This window comes from Fimbriimonadaceae bacterium (assembly GCA_019638775.1).
In the GTDB taxonomy this organism is placed as follows: Bacteria; Armatimonadota; Fimbriimonadia; order Fimbriimonadales; family Fimbriimonadaceae; genus JAHBTD01.
In genome coordinates this window covers 1,190,327-1,213,804 of record JAHBTD010000001.1, presented here as the reverse complement: position 1 = coordinate 1,213,804, position 23,478 = coordinate 1,190,327, and the positions used below count along the sequence as shown (strand labels likewise).

The following is a 23,478-nucleotide window of genomic DNA, read 5'->3' as shown; positions in this document are numbered from 1 at the left end:
AAGTGGGGTGGGCTGTTGCGCTTAGTCGTTGCCCTTGCCGACTTTGCGTTCGAGGTCACGGATACGTTTGAAGAGCTCGGGGAGTTTTGGGATGAGCAGGAAGACTCTTTTGGCCTGGCTGATCGGCTGGGCAGGCTGCCCAAAATAGATGCCGGGCTCGGTGATATCTCGGTCTACACCAGTTGCCCCGCCGAGGACCACATCGTCGGTGGTGCTGACGTGGTCGCGGAAGATGGTTGCTCCGCCGATAATGTTTCGCGCGCCAATGTGTACGCTGCCAGCAACTCCGACTCCTCCAGCGATGACGGTGTGATCGCCAACCGTTGTGTTGTGTCCGATCTGAATTTGGTTATCGAGCTTCACGCCATCGCCGATGACCGTCGCTCCCGTTGTGGCGCGGTCGATGGTTGTATTCGCCCCAATCTCGACGTCGGAGCCGATGATCACACGTCCGATTTGGGGGACTTTGATTTGGCGTTTGCCATCGAAGACAAATCCGAAACCATCGGAAGCGATGACCGTACCGCTGTGGACGATGACGCGGTCCCCAATCTCGGTGTTGGCGTAGATCGATACATTTGCGTGGATCGTTCCGCCCGAGCCAATTTTGCAGTTCGCGCCGATGTAGCTGTGGGGGTAGATCTCGGTGTCATCCCCGATGGTGCTGCCTTCGGCGATGACAGCGAGTGCTCCGATCCGTGCAGTGGGTGCAATCTTGGCAGAGGGGTGGACCACGGCGGTTGAGTGAATACCCTGGTCAAGCCTTGTGGGCGAATCACAGTTCTGCAGGAGTCCCAGGAATGCGACCTTGGGATTGTCAACGCGGATGTAAGGGACGCGTTTTGCTGCCATCTGTCTGCCCACGATCACGGCAGCGATAGAAGAGGCTTCGGCAAGCTCCAAGTAGTGGTCGTCTTGGGCGAAGGTGATGCCGCATGGGTGACTGTCTCCAGCAGAAACAGGAGACTCGATCACCGCGTCAGGCGGTCCGTGCAGTTCGCCCTGAACCATCAGGGCGACTTGGCTTAGCGTCCAAGGCGGCGTTCTCTTCTCCATTCGATAAAGTCCTTTGTGAGATCGACGCCTACAGTCCTGTCTGTCGTGCGCTCGTAGTTGCGTACGGAAAGGAAAATATTGAGGTCGCGCTCCATCTCGCTCCGTCTTACTTCTTCCGTTTTGGGAGCTTCTGCGCTCCATTTTGGCAGAGTCGTGGAAGGGACACTTAGTCCAATGGTGTCGTTCGTTGCGGGAAGACCTCTGGAAGCCTGTCCTGGGCGTGAGACAAGGATTCCTTCGTACAGGTTCTGGTCTTTCTCAAAGATCTGCTCCGTTTCCTTTTTTGCCTGCTGCTGCAGTTCGTCGATCCGGTTTTGGATTTCAATCTCCATTTCGATTCGGCGCTGGGCAGCTTGACTGCGGGCGTCGGCATAGATGGCGGCCTTGTTCGCAGCGAACTCGTTATCCAGCTCAATTATCTTCTCCAGCTTTGTACGGATGGAGAGCATGAGCTTTTTGACTGCGGGGGGAGCGTCTTCGGTCGTCAAGAACTTTTCGAGCGCGGGTGGGGGAAATCCGGTGTAGGGGTTGATGGCGTCGACGAGCGGGTGTCGCTTTTCGGCAAGCTCGTGGAGGAGGACACTGATGCGTTCGTCCGCTTTGGCAAGCGTGAGGTCGTGCTCTTCCTCAATCTTCTTTGTCTCGTCCTTTCTGAACTGCGTGACCTGCTTGAGGTAGTGCCGGAAGAGCCTATCGGTGGCGGAACGTTTGGCGTCGGCGAGGTTCTTTTCGATGGCGGCACGGGCTTCGCGGATGGCGTCGGTGTTTGTTCTTGCTGCCAACTGCTCAGCGCCCATTTCGGCGGCTCCGACCTCGCGGTTCACCGACCATCCGGAGGTGCCGTCCACAACTGTCGGCGTGAGGGCGGCGACCTGAGCCTCTGCCAAGGCCGCGGCCTCTAAATCGACGAAGGCCGTCGGCTTCTGCGATGTGCAGCCGACGGCCAAGATCGATATTCCCAGGATGGCGAGTTTATTTGTTCGCATTCATCGCTTTAAGCGCGGCATCCGTCATGTCGTTTGCGGCATAAGGAGCGATGCTCGCATCGAGCACGATCGAGTAGCCCTGCTGCTTTGCGGCTTGCTGAATGGCGACGCGGGTCTTATCCAGTCCTTCGGTGCGGGTCTTGTCGTCCCACGTTTGAAGTTCTTGGGTGAAGTCGCGGAGCCAGCGGTTTGCGAGCTCGATGATCTGCTGGCTGCGATTGGTGTATTCGATCAGCAGTTGGCGCTCTTCAGGCGTGAGGCTGGCCTTCTGGCTGTATTCCTTTGCCTTCTTGTCGGCAGCGATCACGTCAGCCTTTAAGCGCTCAAGCTCGGCCTTTTCGGCGGCAGTGACCGTCGGCTTGAGGCTGAGTTCGCGAATCCTCTGCGCCTGCTCGATGGTCATCACACGATACGTGTCGAGAAACTCAAGAAGGCCCTCGCGGGCTTGCTTGAGGGCTTCGCCTTCGATCTTGCGCTTCTTGCCAAACTCGCTGTCGTTGAAGACGGTGGCGAGGTTTACGACCCCCATCTTGTTTGTGTTGTCCTGGAAACCGCTGAAGAGCACGACGGCTCCCATCGCTGCGGCAACAACCCAGCCCATTTTCATAAATCCACTGTTCTGCATAGCTTTATCCTTGAAACTTATTCTCATGAATCCTAATTAGAACGACGTTCCGATCTGGAAGTGCGTTCTGCTGCCTCCGCCCTGGCGGAAACCAAAGTCGAGTCGAATGGGACCAAGCGGAGATCGGAAGCTAAATCCAATTCCGTAGCCCAACTGGAAGTCTGGGCGCTTGGTTTGGGTGAAGTCGTTCACGGAACCGTATCCGCCCCAAACGCTGCCGTAGTCGACGAAAAGGATTGCATTGAAAGCTTTTTGGATGGGGTGTCGATACTCGACAGTCGCGTTCGCAAAATACTTGCCCCAGAAGCGATCGTCGGGATAGCCGCGGAGTGAGTCTGCTCCACCGGCGAAGAACTGCTCGAAGAACGGCACTTCACCGCTGATGGCTCCGAGACGGGCTCGGAAGGCAACGACTCTGCGAGGATCGTCCAGCTTCGTTCTTGCTGGCTGCGGCGACCAGTATTTTCGGTATTCCAAGCTTGTCTTGAACGAGAAGTTGGAGCCGAGGATGTTGTCGTTCAATGCATCGCCCCCAATCTTTGTGATGTTGCTGTAGAGCGGCTCCAGCGAGACCCGGAGATAGTCGCCCTGTGAGGGCTCAATATCGGTGTCTCGACGGTTACGCGTCACGGCAAAGATGATGGAGGCGACGTCTCCGTCCTGTTGGATGAATCCTGTGTTTTGGTTGAGGTCGTCGAGGTTGTTCGAAACAACGTTCTCAAACCGGAAAGCGGTCGAGAAGTATGATGTTCCGCCAGACTTGATCGGGCGGGTGATCGCAATCGTCGTTCCGGTGCGTCTCTCGTAGAATCGGTTGTCTTCTGTGGGCGTGTCGTTTCCACCAAAGCCGACACCGGAGAATCGGAAGAGAACGCGGCTATAGACCGAGGCCGAGAAGTTCGTTTCACGATTGTCGATGAACGGATTAGCGTAGTCGAGGTCAACGCTGGCTCCGCCGGTTGATCCGTGGAGCAGGCTGATGCCTACGGTTTGGCCCGAACCTTTGAAGTTTGTATCGGTGTAGCGTCCAAACCCTGCGATGTTGTTTCTGGGGTCGAGCTGAAGACCAAAGTTGATGATTCCGGTTCGCTGCTCTTTGACATCGGCGATAAGGTCCACGCGGCCGATATCGTCGGTCGCTCTCTCAAGGCTGTCTACTTTCTCGAACCACTGCGTGTTGTAGAGCCGGAGGAGGTCGCTTCGCCACTTGTTGGCGTTGAACGGTTCGTTGGGTCGGGTGCGAATGAGCTTGTTGAGAACGCTTGGCTTTGTGCGAGTTGCGTTTTGTACGGATACGCTGTTGACCGTCAATTCGATGATCTGGACGTTGATGACTTCGGGGGCTTCAGAGAGCGGCCCAAAGACGTCAACTTGTCCAAAGAAGCCTTTCTTGGCGTACAGATTGCGGATGCCTTCTGAGCAGGCGCGTACCGATTTTAAGTTGAAAAGGTTTCCGGGAATGACGGGAAGGGCGGGCGCGGTTTCGAGGACTTTGAGAATCTCTTCGGTGCTGACCGCTTTGTTTCCGACGACCCTAATCTCTTTGATCTTTGGGTATTCGATGACTTCGACGGTGACGATCCAAGAGCCGTCGCCCTGCTCACGTGCGCGAACGTCAACGGCTTGGAAGAAGCCCAGGTCCTCAATCGCTCGCTTGTCGGCTTCAAGCTGCGAGACGATGTAAGGCTGACTCACCTTCGTGCGCATCGTGGCTTCGATGATCTCTTGATTAACGTTGACCAAACCCTTGATCTCAATCTGGGTGATCACGTTGTTGGCTTGCGCAACCCGTGAGTTTTGCGTGAACGCATAATCCTTGGTGATTGTGGCTTCGCTCTGCGCAAAGGCCGAAGGTAGCGTCACCAGAAGTAGAGAAACGCTGATGGCTCGGGCTGATCCGTTGCTAGTCATCCTGTGTGTATCCTTTGATTGGGCAATCCTAGCCCACTCGCTTAGCATAGCAAGAAAGCCTACCGGTATCTCCGCAAAGTGTACGCTCTGGCGCACTCGGGATTCTCCTGAAATCCAAAAATGGGGGCGTTTTTTGCGCTTCCAGCTTGGAACTTCGTGGCGTTCTCACCCTTCGCGGATTGGACTATTCACGCCTGACTGCGTTTCGTCGTATGGGTCCTTAGAAGCGGATCGTGTACTCAATGCCGATCTTGTAGGGCCTATCTTGATCCATTCCAGCTGTGAAGGAGACGTTTCGGAAAGAGCCCCTCCTTTGGAACGGGCGATAGACAAGGCTGAGGTCGTACCGGATGATCTCGCCAGGGCGGTCTTGCAGCTGTCGTCGACCTTGCAGGGTGAGATTTCTGCCGAGCGATTTTCCAAAGGCAACCACAGCGCCTTCGTATCCGTTGTACTCGAAGTTAAGGAAGTCGAGACCAAGGCTGCGGGCCAGTTCACCTGTAACAGCGTCGAAGACGACCGGCAGCGCCACACCAGCGAGAGCCTCTTGCAGTTGGCGCTGGAGCTGCTGAGAATCCGCTCCTGGATCGAGGTTCTCAAAGATTTGGCTTTGCCCGAGCAGGGCGAGAATCTTCTGCTGGGAGAGGTCGGCGGGTTCGCTGGTGGCGAGAATACGCTGCCCCTCCGGCTCAAGGAGGTTTCCGGTTACGGCGATTCGGATTTCGTATCGCTCGACAAGTCCCGTTGAGCTTCGTGCGGATAAGCTCGTCCGTCCGGTGAGGTCCACATCCAGACGCGTCTCAGCTTGGTCAGGGCGGCCACCCTTGTAGATGAACCGCATCGTACCGCCGTCGTCCATCATCACTCGGGCGTTGGGGAGGCGGATCGTCCCTGATGAGAGCGTCAGATTTGCGCGGGCGTCGGGCTGCTCGGTTGTGCCTTCGATACGGCCCTGACCATACATGGCAAAAACCGCGTTCGAGACGTTGACGTCGGCGGGCTTGGAGGCAGAGCCGACCACAAAGTCGATGCCGAGTTTGGGAGCGTTGGGGGAGGGCTCTTGATACGCGCCACCCTCGAACGAACTGATGAACGTGCCGTCGACATTTGAGAGGATCAGTGGGGAGTTGGTTTGGATCACTAGGTTTCCTAGCGTTCCTCCAACGAAGACCTCTCCATCAACCGTTCCCGATCCTTTTAGCCGGGGCTCTGACTTTCCACCAATCCGTTCTTGCAGGTCCTCGCTAACGGCAAAGTTGGCAAGCTTGACGTTGGCATCCACGGGGATGGAATCGAGGTCGGGCGATGCGGAGAGGGCTTGAGTGAGCTCACTTAGACCCACTACGGCAACGACGTCAACGCTGCCCTGGCTCTTGTTGGAAGAAGCCCGACTGCTAAGTGCGGTGGCGCTGAGCTGAAGTCTGTCCTCGTCAATCTTTACCGATGCATTAAGGTCTGTGAGATAAGTTCGCATCGAATCGATGGCGAGAGCTTTGGCATTGACGAGGACCGACCCATCGACAACGATATCGGCCTTTGTGCCAGTGATCGTGAGCGATGCCGTCGCTTCGCCTTGCGTTCGCTTCTCGTCGAGCGAGGGAATCAGCTCTTTGAGTTCGGTCAAGCTTCGCTTTCCGAAGTCGAGTTTGGCAAAGATCGGCTGATCTTCGGGGATGGTGAAGGGATATTCGAACGGTACCTTGGCGTCAATCCGGCCTTGGAAACCTCCGTAATTGAGTCGACCCTGGGCTGTGATGGAGCCTTGTTCGACTTCGATGGTGTCGAGGACCAACCCAAGAGGCGCTCGTCCGGTTTTGGTTTCGGCGGCGATGGCTTCTTCACCCGCGAGCGCAGCGCTTGCGACCCGCTCCGCCACAATCTCACCATCGAAGCTGGCGTGGATGACGGGGCTTTGGGTCGGCCCGGTGGCGATAAACGACATCGTGGCTTCGCCGGGGATGGTGGGGAAATCCCTCAAAACGGTGGCGAGCCATGCCGGTTTGAAGTTCTTGACTTCGCCGTCAAGGTCCATTTCGCCGTGCTCATCGACTGTTCCGGTGATTGTGAGGTTTCCGGGGCCACCTTTCCACGTGAACTTTTCGACATTCCAGACCTGGTCTTTGCGGACGAACGCAGTGGCAAGCTCTCCGGCGGTCTGTCCGTCAAGCTCCATTTTTTCGAGCGTGAGGTCGGGGCACTCGATATTGACGCTATCGAGCGTTCCCGAAAGGATGAGACCGGCGTTGAGCGTGCCCTGGAACCGGTCAAGTTGCTCTATGAGCGCGGCAGGCATCTCGAATTTAGGGGGCGCGGCTTGACCGGATTGTACGGTGACATAGGGTCTGCCCAGCCGGTAGAGATCACGAACGGGGAAGCCCTTGACGTAGACCTCGCCCGAGGTCGCTTTCGTCGATATGTTGTACTTTAAATTGTTAGCTTCTATATATGCGTCGATTTGACCAATGGTTGCCGAGGCCGAATAATCGTCCCCATCGATTCTTGCCGACCACTGCCCCTGCCCCAACGGTGTGCGGTTGATACTGAGTGCGCTGACGGTTCCCTCGGCGGTAGCCACAGAGATTCTGCCGTCTTGAATGGTGGCAACGGCTTGGACCTGTCGGAGGGTGCCGTCGATCTGGGTTTGCTCGGGGAGTTCGGGCAACACTTCTGCGAGGACGACCTTGTCGCAAGTCGCCTCAAACTGTCCACTCTGCGTCTCCAAGTTGTAGAAGCCTTTACCAGTTGCCGCTCCAGCGTCACCTTGAATACTGAGGGAAAGAACGTCGAGCGTCTTGCCGTCAAGCACGACAGTAGCCTCGCCCGAATCCAGCGGGACGCTGTGCAGAAGGAGAGCTTCGACGAGAAGCTTTCCTTCAACGCGGGGGTGTTCGAGAGTTCCACCGACTTTGGCTTTATCGAAGTCGACGAGGCCAGATATCTCTTCAGGGCCCCATTCGGCAAGCTGGATGGATTCACCCGAAAGGGTGCCGTCGAGCTTGCCGCTCTCAAAAGCGTATGCCACCTCACCCCGAACCTTTGATGCGCCTCGGGTGAGCAGCATATCGCTGGCAAGCACACGATCTTTTTCGATGACGAAATCAGAGCTCGCGAAGGGGAGTGCGTAGTCGTAGATCTTCGCGGCGTAAACCTCGGCGAATCCGGATAGCTCCGGCTTCTCGGCGGTTCCGGCGATTGTAATCTCTGCGTTGGCGGTTCCGGTTGTGTTCTCAAGCCAGTCTTCGAGCTGCAAACGACGTACGCTGCCATCGATTGAGAGCTTGCCGTCTTTGGCGTCCCACTGCCCCGTGAGCATCGCGGCAGTCTCTCCGTAGTAGACCTTGAGGCGTCGTATGTCCAGGCCCGCTTCGGTGAACATTCCGCCGAACTCGATATTCGATGTCGGCGAGTAGCGGTTATCAGCGATGACGACACTGCCGAGCCCGTGGGCGCGGAGTTCGATAAGAGGGGCATCCGTGGTGCCGTTGAGAAGTACAGAGACTTGCCCAGTGCCTTTCATGCCTCGGTCGAGATATTTCTTTCCGACGCTGGAGAGGTTGATATTGCTGACGTCAAGTTCGCCGCTTAGCTTTCCCGTCTTCTCTTCGTACTGTAGGATTCCAGACGTCGTGCCGCCCAGCACCGAACCTCCGCGAACATCGGCGACGAGCCTGCCGTTTGCATAGCCAAGATCGGCCCGTGGGGAGCGAAGCGATTCGTCTTGCCACTGGAGGGCAGCCGCCTTCACCTCGCCGGTGAGGCTCGGTCCATCCTTTGCGTGATAACCCACCCAACCCTCGAAAGAGGCATCGCTGAAGTCGGCTCCGGCGGGGATATCTTTACGGAGGCTTGCGGGCAAACGGCTTAGGCTTGCGACTCTTGCCGAGGCTCGGCCTGCGATCTGCAGGTCGCCGGACCAGTCGGCACGACCGTCGAAGTTGGCGGGCTGTCCACCAGCGACCGCTTTGATTTGACCGGTAGCGCCACTCTCACGAACTTCACCGAGGAAGTTTGCTTCTTGCGCTTGCCAATCTTTGCCGTAAGCCACTCCACGCGCCTGGACATCGAGCCTTGACTTCATTGTCCAGTCACCATCTTTGGGGAAGATGAGGGTGGCCTTACCGTTCAGAATAAGTGTTTTTGCCGAAATGAGCCGGGGCCACTCTTCGTCTTTAAAGTCTTCAATGCCTGCGAGTTTGCCCACGATGTCAGCGCCTTGGGCATCAAGGAACTCCACTTCGGCGACGAGGGCGGAGCTTGGATCTTGCCGAAGCGAGGCGAGGATGGAACCGGCGGCTCCCGAACGGGCGAGGTCGAGCTTGGCGACCCACTGCTCTCCGAGCCCCTCCACTTTTGCAGAGCCGATTCTGTATTCGCCGGTGAGGAGCCCGCCATCGGCGTCATCTTCTACGGTGAGCTTTGCCCCTTCGATCTCGACGGAGAACGGGGTTGTGCTCGGTTCGTCGGTGGACTCAGGCAGATAGTTCAGGGCGGGGAAGCTGCGATCGGCGTTGCGCTTGAGCACGGCCTGCAACCCGCGCACGCGAACGTTTACGGGCCCATTCCACTGTTGGTCTGAGCCGGGCATCGTCGCGGTCAGGCGGTCGGCTCCGGCAAGGAGGCTTCCGTCGGCTTCATAAATCCTCACCTTGTCGGCGATGAGAGCCCCTTGCCAAATACTGATGGAGTAGCGATCAGCCTTGAGCCGGAGGTCGCCAGAGCGGGTGGGTATGGAGACATCAAGCGGCTTGCCAGGGGAGAGCAACTGGTCGAAACAGGCAAACACGTAGGTTGCACCCCAAAAAGTGAATATCAGGATGGGGGCAACGAGGGTGAGCCAGCCAGCAAAGCGGGTAAGCAGCTTCATGCGGGCCTCCCTTTCGCGGCGTCGGCAACCACATCGGTTCTTCTATATGTGGCTTGGTCCCTGGTGGTCATTCGTAATAATCAGGTTCTTCAACGACCGTGCAAATACCTACAACATGAGCCTGAGACGGTGGTTGTCAAGACAGTTGGCGGAGGCACTCTTGGGCGCAAGAGACACCACTCCTCCAACTGTATCTCTTTAAGACGTCAAAAGGCGGGGGCGCTATTCGCAAAATGTTTGGGAGCGGGGGTTGGATGCGGCAGATCGAAGGTTCGCGATCATTCAGCGATTGGTAGGGGGATACCCTTGCCGACGCCCTTGCGGGCTTCCTGGGCATCCATCGCGGCGAGCCGTTCGCCCATGACTTTCTTGCTGAATTCGATGGCGTTGTAGGAGCTGCGGATAAATGGTCCGCTAGCGACAAACGCAAAGCCAAGCTCTTCACCGATGGTTTCGTACTCTTTGAACTCGTCGGGATGGATGAAGGAGTGGACGGGCAGGTGCTTCATCGTCGGGCGCAGATACTGCCCGATGGTGACGGCATCGACGCCGACGGACCGGAGGTCTTTCAAGACCTGCAAAACCTCATCTCTCGTTTCGCCGAGACCGAGCATAATGCCCGATTTTGTATAGATCGTTGAGTCGTACTCCTTGACCATTTCGAGCACTCGAAGCGTCCGGCCGTATTTTGCCTGTGGGCGCACGATCTTGTGCAAACGGGAGATCGTTTCGATGTTGTGGTTGTAGATATCGGGGCGTGCGTCGCAAACGATCTTGACGAGTTCTGGCTTGGCTTTGAAGTCGGGGGTAAGCACCTCGACAATCGCAAGCGGCGACTTGTGCCGCATCGCACGAATGGTTTGGGCAAACTGCTCCGCTCCCTCATCGGGTAGATCGTCACGGGCTACGCTGGTGACAACAACGTGCTTCAGTCCGAGGTCGGCGGAGACTTTGGCGACATTGGCGGGCTCGAACGGATCAAGCTCCAGCCCCTTACCGACCTTGATCGCACAGAATCCACAGGATCGGGTGCAGGTATCGCCCAGGATCATAAAGGTCGCGGTTTTCTTGCTCCAGCATTCGGGAAGGTTCGGGCAGCGGGCGCTCTCACAAACAGTGTGGAGGTTTTTCGAGCGCATCATCCCCTCAACTTCCTTGATGACCTCCGGCCTTGGGAGGCGGATTTTGAGCCATTCGGGGAGACGCTGCGTCATGAGTTCAGTTTACCAGCGGCATGCTCAGTGAGGCGGACCTGCGACTTACGTGGATTTGCTGGTGGGAAAACACGTATGCCTTATGGTTTGAAGGCGGTGGCGCTGATCTCGGTTCCCGGCTTTGCTATTCCTCTGGGCTCGGGGGTGTCGGGCCATATTCCGTACCACTCGGCGGCGAGTTCGACATCGTGGAAGAGCAGCCAGGTTTTCTTGGGGACGCTAAAGCTGCTGAGAACGTCGCGGACGATGGGAAGACACGCCGGGACATTGGTTAGGGCGAGTTCTATTGAGAGATGTTTTGTGCCAAATCCGCTGCCTATGACACAGCCAAGCCCTTTGGGGACGAGGGCGTTGTCGAGAGCGTCCTCCATGGTCGAGCGCGTTGCGATGCTGTGGGGTAGCTCTTGGGCGCTGTTGTCGATCTGTATGAAGCAGAACGTTTCTCCGTGGCGCGAGTGACGGACCGAGTAGAAGAGCGGACCGGTTAGGAACGCAGCGCCGATCTGAGAGTCGATGGTGAGCGTGACGAGATCATCGCGGGACACGTCGTCGGTCTGCTCGCGTGTGTGCTTTCCAAGGTCAAACATGCCATAGTTGATCCCATCGCCTGGATTCTTCCATCGTGGCGATTGCGGAAGATCGGCACAATAGCGATGGATGATGCTGTCGACGGCAGGATGCAGACCGGCAAGCTTAAGCTTGCCGCTTCCGACGAGTGCGGACCGGGCGCTAATCTGCCCAATCCAGATATTCAAGACCTCTTCGCCGAGAAGAGTTTCGGTGAGAACAAACGCCTCCTCGAAGGCGGTTCGCTCGCTGTATCCGATGGTAGGGAAGTAAAACTCCAGGTCGATCTGGCCGTGCTTGCTTGGTCGAACATCGACGCCTTTGCAGGTGGATTTGCGCCCAGTGCGCGCATAGACAATCGACTCGGCCATCTCAGCAGATTCGGCAACACGGCAAGGGAGGAACTCCCACCCGTCCATCTTTGGCGCTCTTCGGATAATGTCCCGAACCATAGGTCGGAGACAGTGAATGTGTTCGCATGTGATCACGAGTCGGTGCCCGCTGCCCCGTGTTTTTGGCCCGAACTCCCACATCAAGTTGGGGTCGATGGCGTGGAGCGATTCATGCAAGAAAGCCGGGATATCGAATTCGTTTTGGTTCTGGAGTCGCCCCAGGATAAGCGGCGTAGCCTCCTTAAACGCTTTCCACCACCCATCGATCCTGTCAATCACCGCCTCACGCCGCGCGTTCTCAGCGTGGTCGTCAGGGTCGGGATAGCGCCATCGCATGTATCCGTTCATACGTTTGACGTCGTTGATAGTTCACCCCGGTTTGCTGTCCTTAACCAGAATCGGGACCATTACAATTCCGCATTTGTGCTTCCAACAATAGCCGAATCACCCCGTTGAATGCATCAGAAATCTTCAGTTCGTGAAGATTTTGTTTGGACGGATGCTGGAACACTATGGGTTGTGAGTCGTTAATCGTGAATCGTAAAGACTCAAGCCTTCAAGGCATGCCGTCAGATACGTTCTCATTGCGCGATGCCTAACGCGTGATGCCAAAACGGTCCCATAATCAGATTGGAGCCAGCTGGGCGACGGCTATCGTGATGCGGGCAACCGCATCCGGTAGAGGAAAGTCCGGACTTCATAGGGCACGGCGCCCATCAAGCTTCGGCAAGGTGGGGCGGGGCGACCCGACGGAAAGTGCAACAGAAAGAAAACCGCCGGTTGGCGTTGGGCTTTAGGCTTTAGGCACCGGGAAATCCCCGAACGCCACACGCCTAACGCCCGATGCCTTCCGGTAAGGGTGAAACGGTGAGGCAAGAGCTCACCAGCGCATTGGGTAACCATGCGGCTCGGCAAACCCCGCCGGAAGCAAGGCCAAATAGGGAGGGGATGACTCGGCCCGACGACCCTCCGGGTTGGCCGCATAGAGAAATCGTCGCACAAAGACAGAATCCGGCTTATAGGCTGGCTCCGGAAGATTTGTAAAACTTGGGTAAGGAGTGGAGAAACGGGGTGTGGAATCGCTGAGTGGCTCTTTTAGCCTCCACCCTTTGGGAGGGTGGAGGCATGGGTGTTAGCATCCAACCGTAGCTATCAGCTATCGGCTATCGGCTATCAGTTCTATGACTTGCCGGACTCCATCTCTTTGAGGAGTTTATTGACGGCGTCTTCCATCTGCTCATCCCGAAGGTCTTTGAAGCGGATGACGCCCTTGTGATCGATGATGTAGATCGTGGGCCAGCCACGAACGTTCCACTTTCGGGGAAGGTCACCATTGGTCGAACCAAGGATGCCCTGTCTCCATGTGATTCCCTGTTCCTTTAAGATTTTATTGACGACTGCACGGTCGCCATCGCTGTTGAGCCCGAGGAGAGCAAAAGGTTTGTCTTTCAGACGCTCCACCATCTCTTTCTCGTGCGGCAACATCGCTCTACAGGGACCTCACCAGAACCCCCAGAAGTCCAAGACCACCACTTTGCCTCGGTAGTCGGAGAGCTTCCACTTGACACCATTCTCGTCTTCGAGTTCGAAGTCGGGAGCCACTTTGCCGATCGAGAGATTGTCCATCTCGAACAGAGCGCCTTTGGCGCGCTCGGCGTACTGGGTATCTCCGTACTGTTCGATCACACGGTTAAAAACCCGTTTGGCGGCGGCGATGTCTGGCTTCTCCGTTTCGTACGGCGAGCTTAGTAGTACTCCCCTTTGATAGAGAGCGGCTACCCGCACCTCTTTGTGGGGCGATTTGGTTTCGATCGTCATCAACGCCTTCGTCGTTGCCTTGTTCGATTCCTCCGTGTTCCACCCCAGCATCATGTCGTAGCCCATACAGATCGGATAGAGCTGCTGTGCCAGATCAGGTGATGTGATATACATCCCGAGCAGCTTGCCGATGGATTCCTCGGTAGCCTTCTTGTCCCTATCGCCGGCAACTTGGATGACCATCCCTTCGGCGAGCGGCCCGGCTTTCAAATCGCCTTCGGCTCTCTTGGCAAAGCTCTTAAACCTTGCGAGGAACAGCAAGGCTGGGTCCTTCGATTTGTCGAGCTTAGGCGGGGGCTTGCCATCTTTGGCCGCCTTTTGGTAGGGAGCGTAGTACTCCTCTTGCGCTTTGTAGAATTCTTGCTGGAGCTTCGTAAACTCCTGCTTGAGTTGTTCACTTGTCGGCTTCTTTTGGGGCGTTGCCGCTATCAATAGCGGCAGCGCCAAGGCCAAAATGCCGACGGTTTTGATTTTCATCATCGACCTCCGTTTGCAGTGAGGTGAATCCTCTCTACAACCTTGAGTATTTTAGTGCGATTTGGGCCTCTTTGCGCTCGTTTCTTTGGCTGGCATGTGCACACTTTTGAAAGAAATCATCCTTTTGGAACTGAGGGGAAAGAGGCCGTCGTAATCAGTCCGAACGCATGACGTTCGGCGGGGAATTGGAGGAAGGATTTGCGATTTGCGGTTGTGGGCGGGCTCCTTATGCTCGTGCATGGTGTTGTGTGGGGTCAGGAGTCGGCGAGGAAGCTGCCGGCGGCAAAGATTGTGACGCCGCCCGTTATCGACGGAAAGCTCGGCGATGGCGAATGGGAGCAGGCCTCTCATTGCACCGGCTTTGTCGAGCGGTTCGACGGTTCGGCTCCTGTTGAAAAGACAGAGGTATGGATCGGCTACGACGACAAGGCGATCTTTGTGGCGTTCAAGTGCTACGATTCTGAGCCGCAGAAGATCGTCGCCCGAGAAATCAAGCCGGGAGTCGATTTGAGTGGCGATGACGTCGTTGTCTTTCGTATTGACCCCTTCAACACCCAACAGTACGGCAGCACGAGTTTCTTTCGCGTGAACGCGATTGGGACGCAGAGTGAAGAGATTGCCGGAGGCCGCGCAAGCAAGCGCGAGTGGCGGGGTGACTGGCAGGCGGCGGCTCAAAAAACTGATTTTGGCTACGTCGTGGAGATGCGAATTCCTTGGGAGGTCATCGACCACCCCACCGGAGGCGAGCCGCGCGATTTGAACTTTAACTTTGTGCGCTGGCACGGACGCCAAAGCAAGCTCTCCATTTGGAGCTTTACAACTTCCAGCGAACGCCCCGAGCTGAATGCGACCTGGCAGGGTGTGCAAATGCCGACTTCGCGCTCGAAGCCTAAGATTCAACTTCTGCCGTATACCGTTGGCGAATGGGATTTTGAGAACAGCAAGATCGGCCTTGATGCTGGCTTGGACGTCAAGATTCCAATCTCGTCGCAGTTGACGGGAGTTGCAAGCTTCAACCCCGACTTTAAGAATATCGAGCAATCAGTTGTGGGGATAGAGTTCACGCGGTCAGAGCGTTTCCTCGGCGATACAAGGCCATTCTTTGCCGAAGGTGGCAGCCTGTTTAATCTGACTTGGCAGCACAGCATCGGCAGACTTTTTTACAGCCGGAGGATCGCTGATTTTGACGTGGGAACGAAAGGCTACGGCAAGCTGACTGACAAGATTGCTGTCGGAGCTTTGGCGACGTTGGGACAGGACGACGAGGTGAACGGTGCGTTTAATCTCGATTACGACGCCGACGCAATGACGCAATATGGTTTATTTGGGACCACCCATAACGGTTCGGGCAGGCAGAACTCGGCGGTTGGCGCCAATGTCTTGAAGAGGCTCGGCAACTGGTTTGTGTCCGGTGAAGGGATTCGAGAGATGGATGCGAACTACAACGCGTCAGCATATTCGTATTCCGTCGACTATCAGGTGCCCACGCTGTTTGCGACGTTGAGGCACATGGCGATTGATCCGGACTTCCGTCCGGCGCTGGCCTTTATTCCGTTTAACGACCGTCGAGGGACTTACCTGTATTCCGAGTATGGAAGGCAGTTGAACGACTCTTGGATTCAGAGTTACGACGCCAACTTCTTTGCATCGAGCTTTGATCATTACGACGGGACTGAAGACGAGCACGGCTGGGATTTGAGCCTTGGCTTGCGCACACGCAACGATCAGCGGACGTCGGTGAGCTATGAGAATCGGGTGTGGGAAGGTGCAAGGGATACCGTTTGGGGCGTAGGGCACACCATCGGTCAGAGCAACCGTTTCCAGAGGTTTAACATTTACCACCAATTCGGCAAGAGAGCCGATCAGTCTTACAAGCTCTACAGCGCCTCGGGAAGCCTGCGGGTGATGCGAAGGATCGACGTTGGCGCACAGTACAACAAGCAGGAGTATTTCGGCACTGACGACCAGTTTGTCGGTACGGTTTCTTGGGAGATCGACGCAAAACGATCGTTAAGCGGGCGGCTAGTACAAACCAATGGGACCACAAACTGGTATGTGGCCTTTCGGAGCGCGGGCTTTAAAGGCGCGGAGCTCTTTGTAATTTTGGGCGACCCCAATACGGCAGAGTTTCGTCAGCGGCTTGCGATCAAGCTTGTGATTCCGGTCGGGTAGCGATTAGCCGTGTTTGAGTTCGCGCCAGAGCAGGCTAAGGGCGGATAGAACGCTTCTTTCACGAACGCTTGAACGATCTCCGCGAAAACGGTGCTCTTCGACCTGCACTCCTCTCGGGCTTTGCAGGCCGATATAGACCAGACCCACAGGTTTGCCAGGGGTTGCCCCGCCCGGTCCTGCGATTCCGGTGATGCTGAGCGACCAGTCGGTTTTGAGATTTTTGGCGGCTCCTTGGGCCATCGCTTCAGCGCATTCGGCTGAAACCGCGCCGGGACCGCCTTCGCTGAGCATCGCAGGATGGACGTCGAGATGGCTTGTCTTGACTTCGTTGGCGTAGCTGATGATGCCGCCGACAAACACATCGCTAGAGCCGGGCACGTTGGTGAGTCTTGAACCGAGCCCACCGCCGGTACAGCTTTCTGCGACGGAGAGGGTCTGCTTCGCTTTCCGCAACAGTTCCAGAATGACCTCTTCAAGCGTTTGATTCCCCTTGCCAAAGATGGCGTCTCCGATGCGACTGCGGATTTCGGCTTCGAGGGGGCGCAGCATCATGTCGGCTTCGACCTTGTTTGACGCCTTTGCGGTAAGCCTCAGATGAACTTCACCGGGCTTTGCGTAGGGAGCAACGCTTGGGTTATCGACCGACATGAGGTCGCGAAGTCTGTCTTCGACGATGCTCTCGCCCATTCCGACAACCTTGAGGAATCGGGAGCGGATGACCTCGTCGGCAGCGAGAGAAGTGAGGAACTCGTGAACTGGACCGTCAACCATCGGGACGAACTCACCCCGGGGTCCAGGCAGGGCGATGACGATCTTTCCATCCTTTTGGCAGATGAGGCCAGGGGCGGTTCCATTAGGATTCTTGATCGGCTCGGCGCTGGGGGGGAGCATGGCTTGCCGGATTTGAGTCTCCATCCAGGGCAGATTGCGGAGCGCAAAGAGCTTACGGAGCCTTTCTTCAAGCACCTTATCCAAGATCAACTCTTCCTGAAGGGCAGCAGCAATGCCGTCGCGAGTGAGATCGTCTTCGGTTGGGCCGAGGCCGCCGATGGTAAAGACAATGTCTGCGCGGGACAGCGCTAGCTTAAGCGCCTCGGCAAGGCGTTCGGCGTTATCGCCGACGGTTTGGCGGTACCGATGCACGATGCCGAATTCTGGGAGAAGCTGTCCCAGGTGCTGGGCATTCGTGTCGACGATTTGGCCCATGAGAATCTCCGTTCCTACGGAGACGATTTCGGCAGTCATGTGGAGAGTTTAGTCGGAAAGTTTAAATGGTCAGCGGGCACCGACTGTGATCCTGTTTCTCGAGATGGCGCAAAGCCGTCCCACAGGACTCTCTTAGCTGTCAGTGTTTCTTATGTGTAGGTCGCACGGCATCATCGCGGCGAGGCTCTGTTGCAGCTCATCCCCACTGCCTCCCACTCCGCGTCTCGACGGCGTAAGAGCCAAGGAGGGGGAGGAAGGTTGTGGCTATCGGCTATTAGCCGATAGCCACAACAGTTCCTTAACTGCTAACCGCCCCCGACCTTTGTCTTATCGGGCCAGGATGGCTTTGCAACCGGCTTCACAGGATTATTGGCAATCTCCTTCAGCAAGATCTCAATCGCCTTTTCCAACTGTGGGTCACGGCCCTGACGCCACAGCGCCGGGTCCATCTCCACTTCAACGTCGGGAGGTGTGCCCTCATTTTCGATCATGAACTTGCCGTCCGGTGTTCTCGCGGCAAATCCAGGTGCAGTCTGAGTTCCGCCATCGATCAGGTCCGGCGTGCCGCCGATTCCGACCAAGCCGCCCCATGTCCGCTTTCCAACCAACTGTCCAACCTTATGGAATCGGAACAGGTAGGGAAGGTAGTCACCACCGGAACCAGCGTACTCGTTGATGAGCATCACCTTGGGTCCGTTGATCGCCTGAGCCGGAGACGCAAAGTCTTCGCCCTGACGCCCGGTCCACACGCTCGCCACAGGCCGCCGCATCATATCAACGATGTAATCTGCAACGAATCCACCGCCGTTGTACCGCTCATCGATGACCGCGCCCTCTTTTCCTATCGCCGCGTAATAGTAGCGATTGAAGAACGTAAAACCGGGAACGCCGGTATTCGGCAGGTAGACGTAGCCCGCCTTGCCGCCGGTCGCTTCTTCCACCTTTCGGCGGTTGCCCTCGATCCACGCGATCTGGCGCAGACCACCTTCACCGCCGGTCGGCACAACGACAACTTCACGCGAGCCCGTTCCGTCAGGATTGGGGCCTACCTTCAGTCGAGTGTGTTTGCCCGCAGTGCCTTGCAGGAAAGCATAAACGTTATCCGACGCGCTGAGCGCTTTGCCGTTGATCTCCAGCAAATACTCGCCTGCCTTCACGTTTACGCCCGGCTCCGTAAGGGGAGCGCGCAGGCCAGGATTCCAGTTCTCACCGTTGTAGACCTTGGCAAACCGGTACTTCCCGTTCACGATCTCATAGTCTGCGCCGAGCGCTCCTGTCAGAGTGCCCGAAACGGAAGGCTGATCTCCCCCGCCGATATACATGTGGCCGATGCACAGTTCGCCCATCATGTCGACGAGAAGATAGTTCAAGTCTTCGCGGGTGACCAGATTCTCCAAGAACGGCGTGTACTTTGCCTTGAGAGCTGCGAGATCGACGCCGTGGTAGTTCGGGGCATAGAAGAAGTCGCGCTGAATGCGCAAAGCTTCGTCGAAGATCTGACGCCACTCTTCGCGAGGTTCAAGCTTCATCTGAAGCCCAGCCACGCTGACTGCGCCCTGCCCAGGCTGAGGCGGAGCCATCGTCGAAACAACGCTGGGCGATGCACCCTGAAGCAGGAGAATGTGCTGTCCGCCCGCCGCAACTTCGAAGCCAGTCACGCCCTGCGCAAACGGCATCGGCCGGCGCGAAGCGAGATCAAACTTGAACAAGACGGTGTTTATCGCACCTGCCCCAACCAGACTGCCGATGGGGGCAACTTGCAACACAAAGAAGCTGCCTGCTGGTCCCGAATGCAGCGCCGCATAGTTTCCTTGTGGCATCGGAAGGCTAAGCGTTCGCTGGCCGATTCCGTCAAAGTCGATCCGCACGTCGGCGGGTGGCTCCGGCTTCTGAGGAACCACGTTCTCTTGATCGTTTGGAGCGGATAGCGGCGAGGGCTCATCGTTGCGAAGCACGACAAGGTACACCGAGCTATTGACGTTGATCGAAGTGAGGCTCGACATATCCAGCCAACCCTTCGATTGGCCCGAATCCGTACTGGCGTAGAAGTACAGATACTTTCCGTTTCGGTCGAAAGAAGGGGAAGCGGCATCGCTCATCCCGTCGGTGATCTGGGTGCTCTTGCCACTCTCCATCGAATAGACAAAGACCGCGCCCAAACGGCTCTTGAGCTGTCTAGTGTAAGTAATCCACTTGCTATCGTGCGACCAAGAGGGGTTCATCGGTGTTGTGAAATCCGATGCCAAGTAGGGCTGCTCGTCGATCGCCTTGTTCGCGCCCGTCTCTACGTCGATCACCCATAGCTTTTGGCTCTTGTCGGTGTAAGCAATCTTCTTACTGTCCGGCGACCATGTGGGGTTGTAGTAGAAGCTGGCTCCGGAGCCGAGCTTTAATCGCTTGATCACATTGCCGGTGACGGGATCGGCGAGGACCAACTCGTAATCCCCGGTGGAATCGCTCAGAAAGGCAATCGACTTACCGTCTGGCGACCACGAAGGAGCTCGCTCGTGTGAGCCGCTGCTGCCCGTGATGTTCTGGGTTGTGCCTTTGCCAACCGGAACGGTAAAAATCTCACCCCGTGCACTCGCCGCAAGACGTACGCCATTTGGAGAGACCGAGCCGCCCGTGATGGAGTCGCCAACATTGATGTAGCGAGTGCGGACCTCTTGGAAGTCGGCGTTGATCTCTACCGGTACATGGGTGAGCTTCTTCGTCGCCAGATCATAAAGCTTGATCGAGCCAAACTGCTCCAACACAATCGCACCAGGACCTGCGCTTGCCGATTTAAAGTCGAAGCCTGTATTGTCGAGCACTCGCCCAACTCGCTTGCTGTTTACGTCGTAGTCAAAAAGCTTGACCTTGCCTTCGCGGTCAGAGAGGAAGTAGACCTTGTCCTCCACCCACATCGGCATAAAGTCGTTCGAGTTCTTTCTTGGGATCTCGGTCACTGTCGAATCGCTCATCTTGGCGATCCAGATCGGGTAGGTTTGGCCGCCGCGATAGCGCTTCCAAGCCGCTTGAAATTGGAATTTGGGCACGTAGGCAAGCCGCGCCCCATCGGGGGAAAAGGAGGCCTGATGGCCCTCTGGGAACGGAAGCTGCTTGGGCAGTGACCCGTTCAGATCGACGGTAAACATCGCGGGCATACCCAGCGCCTGCCGATATCCCGACGAAAACACGACGCTTTTGCCATCGCGACTCCAGCCGATCACGCTGTCGCCCTCCGGGTTATAGGTCAGCCGCTTGGGCACTCCGCCCGAAGTTGGCATCACATAAACATCGGTGTTGCCTTCGTACTGACCGGTAAAGGCGATCGTCTTGCCATCCGGCGAGAAGTAAGGATTGTCTTCGTTGCCGGGACTGGTTGTCAGTCGGACGGCGGTGCCGCCATCACGGGGAACGGACCATAAGTCTCCTCCAAACGAGAAGACAATGTGAGACGCATTCACGGTGGGATTCTTCATGAGCAAGGGCGATTCCGCAGAATTCGCACTTACCAAGCCTCCGCCCACCGAAAGCGCCACGAGGGGGAATAGATACATCATTGGGCTACCTCCGGGCTGTCTCTGCCAGTCTAACCGACCGCGTGCCCACGGTAATGAAAAGAGCCTGGCAGCAGGACCGTCAGCCCATACGCACCCTTGTCAACGCGGGTTGCAATGAGATCAGCGCCCCATCCGAAGGTCCTGAGGCCTTTCTTTAGATCGTCGTCTGGCATTATCTACCTATTCATTGCGCATTCTAAACGGGTGAGTCAATTAGCAGTTGTCTATCTAATTTCCAATCTCCCGTTTTAGTTGCTCAACTATTTTTCTCTTAACTTTTTTGTCATAGTCATCAGTAGATAGGGCAATTACTCGTTCGTAGTAGCTAATGGCTGCCCGCGCGTCAGGCTTATGCTTTTCTATACTCCACGCCGAAGAATAACAATGAGCAAGAAGCTTCATTGTCGACAAGGTTTCCCCCGTCTTCTTTAGCAACTCCTTAGCAACGGCAATGCCTTTTCGGCAATCCGCAATGTTACTGTTGCATGCTAGCAGGAAAGCATATTTGTGTGTAGCATATACATCACCCTTGTCCGTTTCATGCAATCTTTTAGCTATGGGCAAGTGTTCAATTCGAATTCTTATCTCTGCCTCAAGCACAAACCGCGCTCTGGCGAAAAGCCTATTCTTCGGAGACGGAGCTTTGCGCACAAGTTTCCATACTGCAATGCCTTCGTGCTGGAAATCGGTCTTCAAATTGATATACTTAAGCGTTTTTTCATAATTGCCCGATGATAGGAGCAACATCCATCTGTACAGGTGTTTGGGGTCATTTGGATTCTCAATGGCCTTACTGCGTACCTTAGTGTACAGATCTGTAATATCAGACTTCTTGTTTATGGAGGCTTTTACTTCGCTTGCTATCTGTTTGTATGCGCGCTCATCACCTGCCCATTCTTCCGTCATCCATCGAAAATCAGTGTAGCTACCTATTGGGTCTGCATTGGGGCCTGATCCTTGAGCAAACGCAAAGGCGACAGCAAGTAGTGTGGGAATAACTAATATTGCTCTCATTACTATACCTGTGGACCGACAGGAGGATCGCCTCCGTCCAATGTAAACGTGGCCCAAACGTCAGTACGTCCATCTCGTCGATTGAGAACCTTACGAATTGGACCTTGATAGCCATTGTTGCCTCGGTAATCGTCAGCTTCCAGAAAGTGTTCAGTTTTGCCAACCATGTAAACGGCTGTCATTTTGTAACTCTCCTTCATTAGTGGATTGTAGGTAGGCAGGTATTTCGATGTCTCTCTCCCCCAATGAATTTCAAAGGCGGCTGAGTGCCCTTGCATCTCTTGCTCAATAATCTGCTCAGTCGCGAGCCCAACAAACGAAACCAGACCCGCCACAATAGGAATCGAGACAAAGTCAGCACCTGTGCCTGCCCAATCTGGAACCCAATTTACGTAGTCAATCCATCGGGCGTTCTGGTCGAATGAGTCCCATTGAAAACTGTCGCCAGGACCGCAGCCGTCAGGAGACGGTTGTGGATTGCGGGTCAGAGTGGGAAAATAACGCTGAACGTCTGGGCTAAACCTAGTCCAGTTCTCAAACGGATAGTGCCAACGAACCTCGAAAGGAATATCAATCTCGGGGTTGTTCTCGTTCTCGCGGTCAACAACATGCGCGATAAAGAGACTGAACTGATTCGACGCTTGCCCAGTCGTGGCATCGTAGTACATTAAGGGACGAATCGTGCCCCAGTCGCCGCCAGAGCTGAAATACACACCACGCTCGACACAGTCGCCATGTAGATGATGAGTCCAGTAGACTCGGTTTGAGTCGTAAATGCTCTGCTTAGCCTCAAGAACAGGTTCGGCATACCATCCCGCAGGATGATTGTAAGTAGCATCACGCCACTCTAAAACGGCATCCACGCGGATGAGTTTTTCAGCGTTCCACAGATTTCGCACTCTTTCACCGTTTGGACCCTTGCCAAAGTTCCCAGAATCTTCATGAAAGACCTCATTGCCCGAAATGTATGGATAGGGCAAGACCTGAGAAGAGAACGCGACATTGCCCATTGGTGTGCCATCCACCGATGATAAGTAGGAGTCCACAAACAACATGTTTGTCGGCATCTCGATCAAGCCCGTGCCCTCCAACTTGTAGACACGGCTTCCCGCTTGTCGAAAGCCATGACTCGACCATGACGTTGGCGAACCAAGGCCGTTATTGACCGTGCCTTGCGGAGTTTGCCCCATCGAGCTTCGCGTCGCGCTTGCCGCGTTTCGCACGTAGACGTACCGCGGCGCGGGCATATTGTTTGGTCCAGCAATCCATCGAAACTGTGGCTTTACTCCACCTGAGAGCGTTACTGCCAGTGCATAAGCGACATTAATGTCGTCTTCTTGGTTTAGCCCGTCCGAAAGATGATCTCCAAATGCAGCTGAGCCCCAGTGCCAGTCCGAAGGGTACGTAGCCCAATCTGTAAGTGGCGTGAAACCTTCCGACGCATATTGGTGCAGTTTGTAGCTTTGTCCAATTTGGAGAAGCCGGACTTGCCAGCCATAGACTTGGTTTGGCCCTTGGCCAAAGCTTGTTGCCGAAAGTGCGATTGCTACTCCACCGCACAAGGTTTTAATCGTACGTTTCAATTTGCCTCCCAAACTCACGCACATATATCCTACAGCAACTTTTCGCCG

14 protein-coding genes and 1 other RNA gene are annotated in these 23,478 nt (G+C 55.9%); 2 read left to right on the top strand and 13 right to left on the bottom strand.

From position 1 onward, the window contains the following. Window positions 1–21 precede the first annotated feature (21 nt). From lpxD to KF784_05620, 7 genes are all read right to left on the bottom strand, one after another. Window positions 22–1,056 carry a UDP-3-O-(3-hydroxymyristoyl)glucosamine N-acyltransferase gene (gene lpxD, locus KF784_05650; protein ID MBX3118528.1) on the bottom strand — a complete coding sequence of 345 codons (1,035 nt, stop codon included), beginning with the start codon at window positions 1,054–1,056 and terminating at the stop codon, window positions 22–24. Continuing rightward, on the bottom strand, window positions 1,026–2,042 hold the full coding sequence (locus KF784_05645) for a hypothetical protein (protein MBX3118527.1): 1,017 nt from the start codon (window positions 2,040–2,042) through the stop codon (window positions 1,026–1,028). Before KF784_05645 ends, lpxD begins: the two co-directional genes overlap by 31 nt. Further along, window positions 2,029–2,694 carry an OmpH family outer membrane protein gene (locus KF784_05640; protein MBX3118526.1) on the bottom strand — a complete coding sequence of 222 codons (666 nt, stop codon included), beginning with the start codon at window positions 2,692–2,694 and terminating at the stop codon, window positions 2,029–2,031. The genes KF784_05645 and KF784_05640 overlap by 14 nt, the downstream gene beginning before the upstream one ends. Before the next feature lie 9 nt (window positions 2,695–2,703). Then, window positions 2,704–4,578: a BamA/TamA family outer membrane protein gene (locus tag KF784_05635; protein MBX3118525.1), complete on the bottom strand. Its 1,875-nt coding sequence runs from the start codon at window positions 4,576–4,578 to the stop codon at window positions 2,704–2,706. 220 nt (window positions 4,579–4,798) lie between these two features. After that, window positions 4,799–9,442 (bottom strand): translocation/assembly module TamB domain-containing protein, encoded by a 4,644-nt coding sequence (locus KF784_05630; protein ID MBX3118524.1) that lies wholly within the window; start codon window positions 9,440–9,442, stop codon window positions 4,799–4,801. A gap of 278 nt (window positions 9,443–9,720) precedes the next feature. Continuing rightward, window positions 9,721–10,656 carry a lipoyl synthase gene (lipA, locus tag KF784_05625; GenBank protein MBX3118523.1) on the bottom strand — a complete coding sequence of 312 codons (936 nt, stop codon included), beginning with the start codon at window positions 10,654–10,656 and terminating at the stop codon, window positions 9,721–9,723. Window positions 10,657–10,736: 80 nt separating this feature from the next. Continuing rightward, window positions 10,737–11,963, bottom strand: a complete 1,227-nt coding sequence (locus KF784_05620) for a hypothetical protein (GenBank protein MBX3118522.1) — start codon at window positions 11,961–11,963, stop codon at window positions 10,737–10,739. 284 nt (window positions 11,964–12,247) lie between these two features. Between KF784_05620 and rnpB the strand changes: the two genes are divergently transcribed. Then, window positions 12,248–12,650, top strand: an RNA gene (gene rnpB / locus KF784_05615) — RNase P RNA component class A. 144 nt (window positions 12,651–12,794) lie between these two features. Here rnpB and KF784_05610 read toward each other — a convergent pair. Both KF784_05610 and KF784_05605 read right to left on the bottom strand, forming a co-directional pair. Further along, window positions 12,795–13,100: a TlpA family protein disulfide reductase gene (locus KF784_05610; protein ID MBX3118521.1), complete on the bottom strand. Its 306-nt coding sequence runs from the start codon at window positions 13,098–13,100 to the stop codon at window positions 12,795–12,797. 15 nt (window positions 13,101–13,115) lie between these two features. After that, entirely contained in the window at window positions 13,116–13,913 is a 798-nt protein-coding gene (locus KF784_05605; GenBank protein MBX3118520.1) for a redoxin domain-containing protein, read from the bottom strand. A 195-nt stretch (window positions 13,914–14,108) separates the two neighbouring features. On the opposite strand from KF784_05605, the gene KF784_05600 reads away from it, so the two are divergent. Next, window positions 14,109–16,082, top strand: coding sequence for a carbohydrate binding family 9 domain-containing protein (locus KF784_05600; protein MBX3118519.1), 1,974 nt, complete (start codon window positions 14,109–14,111; stop codon window positions 16,080–16,082). Window positions 16,083–16,085: 3 nt separating this feature from the next. Here KF784_05600 and KF784_05595 read toward each other — a convergent pair whose 3' ends face one another. The 4 genes from KF784_05595 to KF784_05580 form a co-directional block, all read right to left on the bottom strand. Further along, complete coding sequence (locus KF784_05595) at window positions 16,086–17,327, bottom strand: competence/damage-inducible protein A (GenBank protein ID MBX3118518.1); 1,242 nt, start codon at window positions 17,325–17,327, stop codon at window positions 16,086–16,088. A 266-nt stretch (window positions 17,328–17,593) separates the two neighbouring features. Then, a complete protein-coding gene (locus KF784_05590; protein ID MBX3118517.1) occupies window positions 17,594–20,833 on the bottom strand; it encodes a PD40 domain-containing protein in 3,240 nt (1,079 codons plus the stop codon). Window positions 20,834–21,061: 228 nt separating this feature from the next. Continuing rightward, a complete protein-coding gene (locus KF784_05585) occupies window positions 21,062–21,847 on the bottom strand; it encodes a hypothetical protein (protein ID MBX3118516.1) in 786 nt (261 codons plus the stop codon). A gap of 2 nt (window positions 21,848–21,849) precedes the next feature. Then, window positions 21,850–23,430: a hypothetical protein gene (locus tag KF784_05580; protein ID MBX3118515.1), complete on the bottom strand. Its 1,581-nt coding sequence runs from the start codon at window positions 23,428–23,430 to the stop codon at window positions 21,850–21,852. Between the last annotated feature and the right edge of the window lie 48 nt (window positions 23,431–23,478).

Excerpts from the sequence above, each read along its gene's own strand:
- lipA (MBX3118523.1), bottom strand. The coding sequence starts at position 10,656 with ATGACGCAGCGTCTCCCCGAATGGCTCAAAATCCGCCTCCCAAGGCCG.
- KF784_05585 (MBX3118516.1), bottom strand. The coding sequence starts at position 21,847 with ATGAGAGCAATATTAGTTATTCCCACACTACTTGCTGTCGCCTTTGCG.
- KF784_05640 (MBX3118526.1), bottom strand. The coding sequence starts at position 2,694 with ATGAGAATAAGTTTCAAGGATAAAGCTATGCAGAACAGTGGATTTATG.
- KF784_05595 (MBX3118518.1), bottom strand. The coding sequence starts at position 17,327 with ATGACTGCCGAAATCGTCTCCGTAGGAACGGAGATTCTCATGGGCCAA.
- KF784_05635 (MBX3118525.1), bottom strand. The coding sequence starts at position 4,578 with ATGACTAGCAACGGATCAGCCCGAGCCATCAGCGTTTCTCTACTTCTG.
- KF784_05620 (MBX3118522.1), bottom strand. The coding sequence starts at position 11,963 with ATGAACGGATACATGCGATGGCGCTATCCCGACCCTGACGACCACGCT.
- KF784_05645 (MBX3118527.1), bottom strand. The coding sequence starts at position 2,042 with ATGCGAACAAATAAACTCGCCATCCTGGGAATATCGATCTTGGCCGTC.
- KF784_05590 (MBX3118517.1), bottom strand. The coding sequence starts at position 20,833 with ATGATGTATCTATTCCCCCTCGTGGCGCTTTCGGTGGGCGGAGGCTTG.
- KF784_05605 (MBX3118520.1), bottom strand. The coding sequence starts at position 13,913 with ATGATGAAAATCAAAACCGTCGGCATTTTGGCCTTGGCGCTGCCGCTA.
- lpxD (MBX3118528.1), bottom strand. The coding sequence starts at position 1,056 with ATGGAGAAGAGAACGCCGCCTTGGACGCTAAGCCAAGTCGCCCTGATG.
- KF784_05630 (MBX3118524.1), bottom strand. The coding sequence starts at position 9,442 with ATGAAGCTGCTTACCCGCTTTGCTGGCTGGCTCACCCTCGTTGCCCCC.
- KF784_05610 (MBX3118521.1), bottom strand. The coding sequence starts at position 13,100 with ATGTTGCCGCACGAGAAAGAGATGGTGGAGCGTCTGAAAGACAAACCT.